Raw genomic sequence first — 7,738 nt, forward strand, 5'->3', positions numbered from 1 at the left:
GAGCAGGGCGGCCTGCGCAGCATCCCGGTGGCAACGCATCGGCACACCGTCGCATCGCCGTCCACGGGACGGGTCTCCCGAATCGACAACCGGCTGCTCGCGCGGGCGGCCAAGCTCGCCGGAGCACCGACCGCCGCTGCCGCCGGCATCGACGTGCATGCGCGCCTGGGCGACCAGGTCGAAGCGGGACAGCCGCTCTTCACGCTGCACGCCCAGGCGCCGGGCGAGCTGGCCTATGCGCTGCAGTTCGTCCGCTCGCGCCCACCGATCTTCCAGATTTCGGAGAACCTATGAAACCTCTCGTTTTTCACCTGCCGGGCGACGAAGACTTCGCCGATGGACTGATCCGGGCGTTGGGCGCGCAGCGGGCTGCCCTGCAACTGCACCGGTTCCCGGACGGCGAGTCGCTGGTGCGGCTGGACGCCGACGTCACCGGCCGCACCGTCGTGATCGTGGCCAGCCTGGCACAGCCGGACGCCAAGGCGCTGCCCTTGTTGTTCGCCGCGGACGCAGCGCGCGACCTCGGCGCCACCCGCGTGTTGCTGGCTGCCCCGTACCTGGCGTACCTGCGTCAGGACCGGCGCTTCAACACGGGCGAAGCCATCACGTCCCGCACGTTCGCTGCGCTGGTGTCGACGGGGTTCGACGGTATCGTCACCGTCGATCCCCATCTGCACCGCTACCGCTCGCTCGGCGAGGTCTACCGGGTGCCGACCCGTGTGGTCGAGTCCGCGCCCGCCATCGCGGCCTGGGTCGCAGCCCATGTGGACCGTCCCGTGTTGATCGGACCCGATGCGGAAAGCGAGCAATGGGTCCAGGAAGTCGCGCGCTTGGCTGGCGCGCCGTTCACGGTGTTGCAGAAGATCCGCCGGGGCGACAAGGACGTGGAGGTCAGCCTTCCCGACACCGCGGCCCTGGCAGACCGCCAGCCCGTGCTCATCGATGACATCGTGTCCAGCGCGCGCACGATGATCCAGGCAATCGCCAGTGTGCGCAGCGTGGGATTGCCGCCACCGGTGTGCATCGGGGTGCACGCCCTGTTCGCCGCCGACGCGTACCACGCACTTCTTGCGGCAGGGCCCCAGCGGGTGGTGACCTGCGACACCGTGCCGCATGTCTCTAACGGCATCAGCGTGGTGGCACCGCTGGCGACAGCGGTGCAGGAACTGATGGAAGCCGGCGCGCCATGAGCCGCTGCGCCGCGCTCGCCATGACGCTCACGATCGAGGGGAGATGACTGCCCATGTGCTTTTCCGCACCCGCCAGTTTCACGGCCGCAGCGGTTCTGCTGGGCCTGGGGACCGTCACCATGCGCCGGGCCCGCTCACGGCGCGAACTGCCGTATGCCGCCATCCCGCTGCTGTTCGGGGTCCAGCAACTGCTCGAAGGCATGCTGTGGCTGACGTTCCCCGACCGCGCGCCCTTGCTGAACGTGGCGCTGACGCATCTCTACTCGTTCTTCTCGCACGTCCTGTGGCCGATCTACGTCCCGCTGGCTGCGCTGGCGCTGGAGAGCGTCCGTTGGCGCCGTCGGGTTCTGGTGGCCATTGCAGTCGCGGGCGCGCTCGTCGGTCTGTACCTGCTGGCGATGCTGGTGAAGCTGCCCATCACGGCCCGCGTGGTCGGCCAGCACATCCTCTACGACTCTCCGCACTTCTACGTGATGACCACGATGGCCCTGTATCTGATCGGCACCTGCGCAAGCCTGATGGTTTCTAGCCACCGGCGCGTGGCGGCTTTTGGGGTGGCCGCCTTTGTCTCCGCAATCGCCGCCTACATGTTCTATGCAACCTGGTTCATCTCGGTGTGGTGCTTCTTTGCCGCTGTGCTCAGCTTCATCGTGCTGTGGCAGTTCCGTGAGCCCCGAGCGAGGCTGGCCGTGCCATGACGAATCCTCCGGCCAGATTCAAGCCCGCACTGGCCTACGCGGACTGCGGCCGCACGCAGGGCCCGATGCGCCGCGCGGCGTTCTTCACGGTTCAGTTGCTCGACGGATTCGAGACCATGCGCGATGCGGTCGCCGGCCGGCTGCCGACGGTATTCGCGCAAGCGGAACTCGCGCAAGGCACCAAGACCGGGCACTTCATCGCCGCGTTCTGCATCCTGTCCCTGCACCGGGTAATCGAGGAGGGCTCATGACCGCACAAAACCGTCTGTCCGTTCTGTTCTCCGACATCGCACCGGCGGACCAGGCCGCGCTGCAGCAACGGCTTCCGACCCACTGGCACGCGCACTTCGTCCAGAACGAACGCCTGGTGGTATCCGATGTCGGCGATGAAGACACCGAGGTGCTGTGCGTCTTCGTGCGCACGCGCGTTGACGAATCGGTGCTCCGGTTGCTGCCGCGCGTGCGGCTCGTGGCAACGCGCTCCGCGGGCTTCGATCACATCGACCTGCAGGCTTGCCGCCGACGCGGCATTGCCGTGTGCAACGTGCCGGACTATGGGTCCGCCAGCGTCGCCGAACATGCCTTCGCGCTGCTGCTGGGCGTGGCTCGCCATCTGACACAAGCCCACGAGCGGGCGCGCCAAGGTTCTTTCGCTTACCGCGGCCTCACCGGCTTCGAGCTGGAAGGAAAGACGCTGGGCATCGTCGGGCTGGGCCGGATCGGGCGCCACGTGGCCCGTATCGCCCTGGGCTTCGGCATGGAAGTTCTCGCGTACGACCCGGCCCTCGCCCCATCGCTCGACATCACGGCAGCACCCATCGCCGGCGTCCGCGTGGTGACGTGGGAGCAGATCCTGCAAAGCAGCGATGTTCTGAGCCTTCATGTTCCGGCCACGCAGGCCACGCACCACCTTCTCGATGGCCAGGCCTTCGCGCGCATGAAACCGGGCATGGTACTGATCAACACGGCACGGGGTGCGCTCATCGACGACGCCGCCCTGCTGCACGCACTGGAGGCAGGTACCGTCGCCGCAGCAGGACTGGACGTGCTGGAACAGGAAGGGGATCTGTCTCCCGAAGTGCCCACGGGCTGCGGCGGACTGGGTTGCGATACCGGCTGGTCGGCATCCAGCCCACTGCTGACGCATCCGCGTGTGCTCGTGACACCGCATGTCGGGTTCAATACGTCGGAGGCGATCGCGCGCATCCTCGACGAGACCATCTCGAACATCGCAGCCTGGCATGCGGGCCGCCTGCGCAACAGGTTGGATGAGCCATGACGCGACCGAACCGCCCCGTTTCCACCGTGCGTCTTGCGGGCCGCCCAACGCAACGCTCGGCGCTGCGCCGGGCCACGCAGATCGCTATGGCCCTGAGCGGGTTCCTGCTCTGGGTGGCCTGGCACCGGGGCCTGATGCGCTGCGATACCCACCGGGCGGCCGACCGCTTCGCCGAAGTGCTGCAGCGATTGGGCACGACCTTCGTGAAGCTGGGCCAGCATCTCAGCCTGCGGGCCGACATTCTGGCGCCCGATGCGCAAGAGGCTCTGGCCAGCCTGCAGGCCAATGTGGCGCCGTTTCCTCCCGAGCAGGCGGTCCAGGAGGTCGAGGCGGCGCTCGGCCGCCCATGGCAGCAGCTCTTCGCACGCTTCGACATGCACGCGCTCGCCGCGGCCTCGATCGCCCAGATTCATCGTGCAGCCCTGCCGGACGGGACGGAAGTGGTGGTGAAGATCCGCCGCCCTGGCGCGGCCGAGCAGGCCGAGACCGACATGCGCATCCTGCGCCGCATCGTCCTGGTCATGCAGGGGCTCGTGCCCTCGCTGCGTCGCTGGGGGCTGGCAGCCATCGTGGACGAGGTTGCGGCCAACTTCCGCTACGAGATGGATTTGTCGCGCGAGGCAGCTTCCGTGCGACGTTTCGCCGACGCCTGGCGCGGCTCTGCCGACATCGTGATCCCCGACGTGGTGGACGGCCTGTGCACGCCGACCGTCATGGTCCAGCAGTTCAGCCACGGAGCTCACCTGCACGGTCTGCCTTCGTCCACCGCGGTGGCGGCCGCGGGCAAACTCGTGGACAGCTACGTCGCCCAGATCTTCCGCGATGGCTTCTTCCACGGCGACCCCCATCCCGGCAACGTCTTCGTGATGGACGATGGCCGCATATGCCTGCACGACTTCGGCATCGTGGGCCGGGTCGACGGCAACATGCGGCGGGCGCTGGTGGCGTTCGCCCTGGCCTTCGTCGAGCAGGATGCCGAATGGGTGGTCGATGCCTGGCTCGACCTGGGCCTGCTCGGCGACGGCACCGATCGGGCCGTGTTCGTGCCTGTCGTGCGTGCCCTGGTCGCAGACTGCGCACAGAGGCCGCTGAAGGACTGGTCGCTCTCAGGTGCTCTCGCGCAGCTCGTGGCGGCGGGCCGGACCCAGGAAGTCCGGCTGCCCAGGGACCTCCTCGTGCTCACGCGTACCCTGTTGTTGCTCGAAGGGACGGTGCGCCTGCTGGCACCCGAGTTTTCCATCATCGAAGCCATCTCTCGCCACACGACCACGGGCGTCTTCGACGAGCCCAAGTCTGCGGCATCGCAGCGTCTGCCATATGAACTGGGGAACGCGGCCCACGCCCTGCCCTCCCTGATGGCGCGGCGTCTGCACAGCGTCTTGCGGCAGGGTGACCTGCTGCAACTGTCGATCAAGCCGGATGCCAGGATGCTGAGCGGGATCGACCGCCTCGGCCGTCGCGTCGCGCTGGCGCTCGTGACGCTCGGCCTGTACATCGCATCGAGCTTGTTGATGCAGCACGGCGTGGGCCCGCGCTGGGGCGACATGCCGGTACTCGCGCTGCTGGGCTATGCGCTGGCGATCCGGTTCACGTTTTCCATCGCGCGCAGCCGCGGCTGAGGCGCCTCATCAAGCAAGGAGTCAGGCATGAACAAGGTCAGAGTGGCGGTGAACGGATACGGTGTGATCGGCAAGCGGGTGGCGGATGCGGTCGCACTCCAGGAGGACATGGCGCTAGCCGGCGTCGCGGATGTGGTGCACGACTATCGCCTGCAGGTGGCCGCGCAGCGCGCTTTCCCGATTTACGCGGCGACCGCTGAAGCCGCACAATCGATGCGTGCTGCGGGGCTTCCTGTCGCGGGCGATCTGGCCGACCTGCTCGCCAACGCGGACGTCGTGGTCGATTGCACACCCAAGAAAGTCGCCGCGGTCAACAAGAGGGCGTACGACGCTGCCGGTGTGAAGTCCATCTTCCATGGCGGCGAGTCCCACGCGTTGACCGGTCATTCGTTCGTCGCGCAGGAGAACTACGCAACCGCGATCGGCCGCACCTCCACCCGGGTGGTGTCCTGCAACACGACGTCGATCGTGCGCACCCTGGGGGCGCTTCGGACAGCGGGCCTGCTCAAGCGAGCCCGCGGGACGCTGATCCGCCGGGCTTCCGACCCGTGGGAGGCGCATGCGGAGGGCATCATCAACACGCTCGTGCCGGAGAAGACGATCCCCAGCCATCAGGGACCGGACGCGCGCACTGTGATCCCGGACCTGGACGTCGTCACGATCGCGGTCAAGGCGCCGCACAACAGCAGCCACCTGCACACCTGGTGGGTCGAACTGACGAGGCCGGCCACGCGCGACGAGGTGCTGGCGGCCTTTCGCGCTGCGCCACGGATCGCGTTCGTGCGATCCTCGGATGGTCTCGTGGCCCTCAACAGCACGGTGGAACTGATGGCCGATCTCGGCCGCCCGCGCGGCGACCTGTGGGAGGTCGCGTTGTGGGAGGACGTGCTTTCGGTCGATGGCGATCAGGCGTACTACACCTACCAGGTCTTCAACCAGGCGATCGTAATCCCCGAGACCATCGATGCCATTCGCGCCTTGAGCGGCATCGAGACCGATCCCCAGGTGTCGATGGCGCGCACCGATGCTTCGCTGGGACTGCAGCGTGATTTCATCCGTGACCGCGTCCAGGTTCGACGATGAGTGAATTCGATGATCCCGCGCTGGTCGGGCTCGGGCTGGCACTCGCTTCGGGACTTCTGATCGGCCTGGAACGGGGATGGCAGCAACGCGAGCGGCCCGAGGGACATCGCGTCGCGGGCGTTCGCACCTTTGCGCTGATCGGCCTGCTCGGCGGCCTTGGCGGGCTGCTGGCCCAGCGCTGGGGAGCCGGCATGCTCATCGCGCTGCTCGTACTCGTCGGGGTGTATCTGGTGGTGGGCTACCTGGTGACGGCGCATATGCATGCCGTGATGGGACTGACCACGTCCGTCGCCGCCCTTGCGACTTTCGCCATCGGGGCGCTGGCGACCAGTGGCGCTTGGCGCGTTTCGGCGGTCGCCGCCGTGGTCGTGCTGGCGCTGCTGCGTTTTAAGCAGCTCTTGCACGCCGGCGTCGGCAAGCTGTCCGAGGCGGAGATCAGCAGCGGCACGCAGTTGCTGTTGATCAGCGTGGTCGTACTGCCCGTACTCCCTGATCGTGGCTTTGGCCCCTATGAGGCGTTGAATCCCTATCGCCTTTGGTGGGCCGTTGTCCTGCTGGCAGTGCTGTCGTTCGCTGGGTTCGTCCTGATGCGCTCGCTCGGCAGGAAACGAGGGCTGGTATTCACAGCGCTGCTCGGCGGGATCGTGTCGAGCACCGCCACCACGGCCACGTTGGCGCGCTGGGCCGGGCAGACGCCAGGCTGGCATCCACTGGCAGCGGCGGGGGCGGCGCTCGCCTGCGCAGCCATGTTTGCGCGCATGGCGGCTCTCGTCGCCATCGCAGCCCCCGGCATCGGCTGGGACCCGGTGGTCATCTTCGTGGCCATGGCCGTGGCTGGCGGTGTTCTGGGGACGTTCCTGGCGGCGCGGTCGCCCGCCGACGACTTGCCCGAACTTCAGCTTGGCAACCCATTGCAGCTGCGCTCCGCGCTCCAGTTCGCAGCCTTCCTGGCCGCGGTGATGCTGGCAGGCCGCTTTCTTGCCGATCGCTTCGGGGATGCTGGCGTCATGCTGACCGCCGCTGCCTCGGGTCTGGTGGACGTCGATGCGATCACGCTCTCGATTGGCCGCCTGGTGACCGAGGGCGCCGTCACCGCCGCTTCGGCCACCCTGGCCTTGTTCATCGCCGCATCCGTCAATCAGGTCACCAAACTTGTCCTGTTGATGTCGCTGGGCGGTAGGGCGCTCGCATGGAGAGTGCTCCCGTCGTACGCGGCCATGGCTGCTGCTGGCTTTGCCGTCGCCCTGGGCTTGACCTGAAACAGCGATCAGCTATCGAAGGCCACCGATCGCGCCAGACTCTCCTGCGCTTCAAGGGCAGACAGCCTGCCCTTGAGCGCCGCCTGGATGACGCCGAAGGCGTCACCGCCCAGCGCCACCCGAAGCGGTGGCTTCTCGCTCGTGGCCGTGTCGAAGATCCGGTGCGCGATCTTCTGCGGATCGAGCGTGTACAACTCGTCACCCGCGTTCTCGAACATCGCGCGAATCTGTCCAGCGGGCGTGTCCTGATAGGCGGGGTTCGCCGGCGCGTACTGCAAATTGCGGCTGAAGCTCGTGCGAGCGCCGCCCGGTTCAATGAGTGTGACGAAGACCCCAAACCCCTCCAGTTCCTGGCGAAGGCATTCGCTGAAGCCTTCCAGACCCCATTTCGCGGCGTGGTAAAGACTGCTGGTCGGCAGGGTGTTGATTTCCACGCAGAAGTGACCCACTGGGGGTGCGGATAAAAACTTGGACTGGTTTTATGCCGCAAGTCCAAGGCTCACCCGGTATTCGGTCGGGCTGAGGGCCCCCAGGGAGATCTTGATCCGCTTCTCGTTGTACCAACGGATGTAGTCGTCGAGCACCTCAATGAACTGCTCAACTGTGACGC

The 7,738-nt window shown here is 67.1% G+C and carries 9 protein-coding genes and 1 pseudogene; 8 read left to right on the forward strand and 2 right to left on the reverse strand.

What is annotated here, in order from left to right:
• From DBR23_RS09060 to DBR23_RS09095, 8 genes and pseudogenes are all read left to right on the forward strand, one after another.
• A pseudogene (locus tag DBR23_RS09060) lies at positions 1–294 on the forward strand (thymidine phosphorylase); the annotation flags it as partial.
• Positions 291–1,190: a ribose-phosphate pyrophosphokinase gene (locus DBR23_RS09065; RefSeq protein ID WP_108498032.1), complete on the forward strand. Its 900-nt coding sequence runs from the start codon at positions 291–293 to the stop codon at positions 1,188–1,190. The pseudogene DBR23_RS09060 and the gene DBR23_RS09065, both read left to right, overlap by 4 nt.
• Positions 1,191–1,243: 53 nt before the next feature.
• The gene (locus tag DBR23_RS09070) at positions 1,244–1,888 is read left to right on the forward strand and encodes a DUF6629 family protein (RefSeq protein ID WP_003121541.1); all 645 of its coding nucleotides are present in this window, start codon (positions 1,244–1,246) and stop codon (positions 1,886–1,888) included.
• A complete protein-coding gene (locus DBR23_RS09075; protein WP_009516033.1) occupies positions 1,885–2,139 on the forward strand; it encodes a hypothetical protein in 255 nt (84 codons plus the stop codon). Before DBR23_RS09070 ends, DBR23_RS09075 begins: the two co-directional genes overlap by 4 nt.
• Entirely contained in the window at positions 2,136–3,167 is a 1,032-nt protein-coding gene (locus DBR23_RS09080) for a hydroxyacid dehydrogenase (RefSeq protein WP_003121543.1), read from the forward strand. Before DBR23_RS09075 ends, DBR23_RS09080 begins: the two co-directional genes overlap by 4 nt.
• Before the next feature lie 86 nt (positions 3,168–3,253).
• The gene (locus tag DBR23_RS09085; protein WP_170962203.1) at positions 3,254–4,786 is read left to right on the forward strand and encodes an AarF/ABC1/UbiB kinase family protein; all 1,533 of its coding nucleotides are present in this window, start codon (positions 3,254–3,256) and stop codon (positions 4,784–4,786) included.
• A 27-nt stretch (positions 4,787–4,813) separates the two neighbouring features.
• The gene (locus DBR23_RS09090) at positions 4,814–5,869 is read left to right on the forward strand and encodes a type II glyceraldehyde-3-phosphate dehydrogenase (RefSeq protein ID WP_003121545.1); all 1,056 of its coding nucleotides are present in this window, start codon (positions 4,814–4,816) and stop codon (positions 5,867–5,869) included.
• A complete protein-coding gene (locus DBR23_RS09095) occupies positions 5,866–7,128 on the forward strand; it encodes an MgtC/SapB family protein (protein ID WP_003121546.1) in 1,263 nt (420 codons plus the stop codon). Before DBR23_RS09090 ends, DBR23_RS09095 begins: the two co-directional genes overlap by 4 nt.
• An 8-nt stretch (positions 7,129–7,136) precedes the next feature.
• Here the strand turns inward: DBR23_RS09095 and DBR23_RS09100 are convergent, their stop codons facing one another.
• Both DBR23_RS09100 and DBR23_RS09105 read right to left on the reverse strand, forming a co-directional pair.
• Positions 7,137–7,562, reverse strand: a complete 426-nt coding sequence (locus DBR23_RS09100) for an SDR family NAD(P)-dependent oxidoreductase (RefSeq protein ID WP_233250354.1) — start codon at positions 7,560–7,562, stop codon at positions 7,137–7,139.
• Positions 7,563–7,607: 45 nt separating this feature from the next.
• A partial coding sequence (locus DBR23_RS09105; RefSeq protein WP_146191293.1) for an IS3 family transposase occupies positions 7,608–7,738 on the reverse strand: 131 nt, incomplete at its 5' end.

Source organism: Acidovorax sp. HMWF018, assembly GCF_003061035.1.
Taxonomy (GTDB): Bacteria; Pseudomonadota; Gammaproteobacteria; order Burkholderiales; family Burkholderiaceae_C; genus Acidovorax; species Acidovorax delafieldii.

What these genes read in the sequence shown, in the direction of transcription:
- DBR23_RS09070 (WP_003121541.1), top strand. Translation starts at nt 1,244, where the DNA reads ATGTGCTTTTCCGCACCCGCCAGTTTCACGGCCGCAGCGGTTCTGCTG.
- DBR23_RS09085 (WP_170962203.1), top strand. Translation starts at nt 3,254, where the DNA reads ATGGCCCTGAGCGGGTTCCTGCTCTGGGTGGCCTGGCACCGGGGCCTG.
- DBR23_RS09075 (WP_009516033.1), top strand. Translation starts at nt 1,885, where the DNA reads ATGACGAATCCTCCGGCCAGATTCAAGCCCGCACTGGCCTACGCGGAC.
- DBR23_RS09090 (WP_003121545.1), top strand. Translation starts at nt 4,814, where the DNA reads ATGAACAAGGTCAGAGTGGCGGTGAACGGATACGGTGTGATCGGCAAG.
- DBR23_RS09065 (WP_108498032.1), top strand. Translation starts at nt 291, where the DNA reads ATGAAACCTCTCGTTTTTCACCTGCCGGGCGACGAAGACTTCGCCGAT.
- DBR23_RS09095 (WP_003121546.1), top strand. Translation starts at nt 5,866, where the DNA reads ATGAGTGAATTCGATGATCCCGCGCTGGTCGGGCTCGGGCTGGCACTC.
- DBR23_RS09080 (WP_003121543.1), top strand. Translation starts at nt 2,136, where the DNA reads ATGACCGCACAAAACCGTCTGTCCGTTCTGTTCTCCGACATCGCACCG.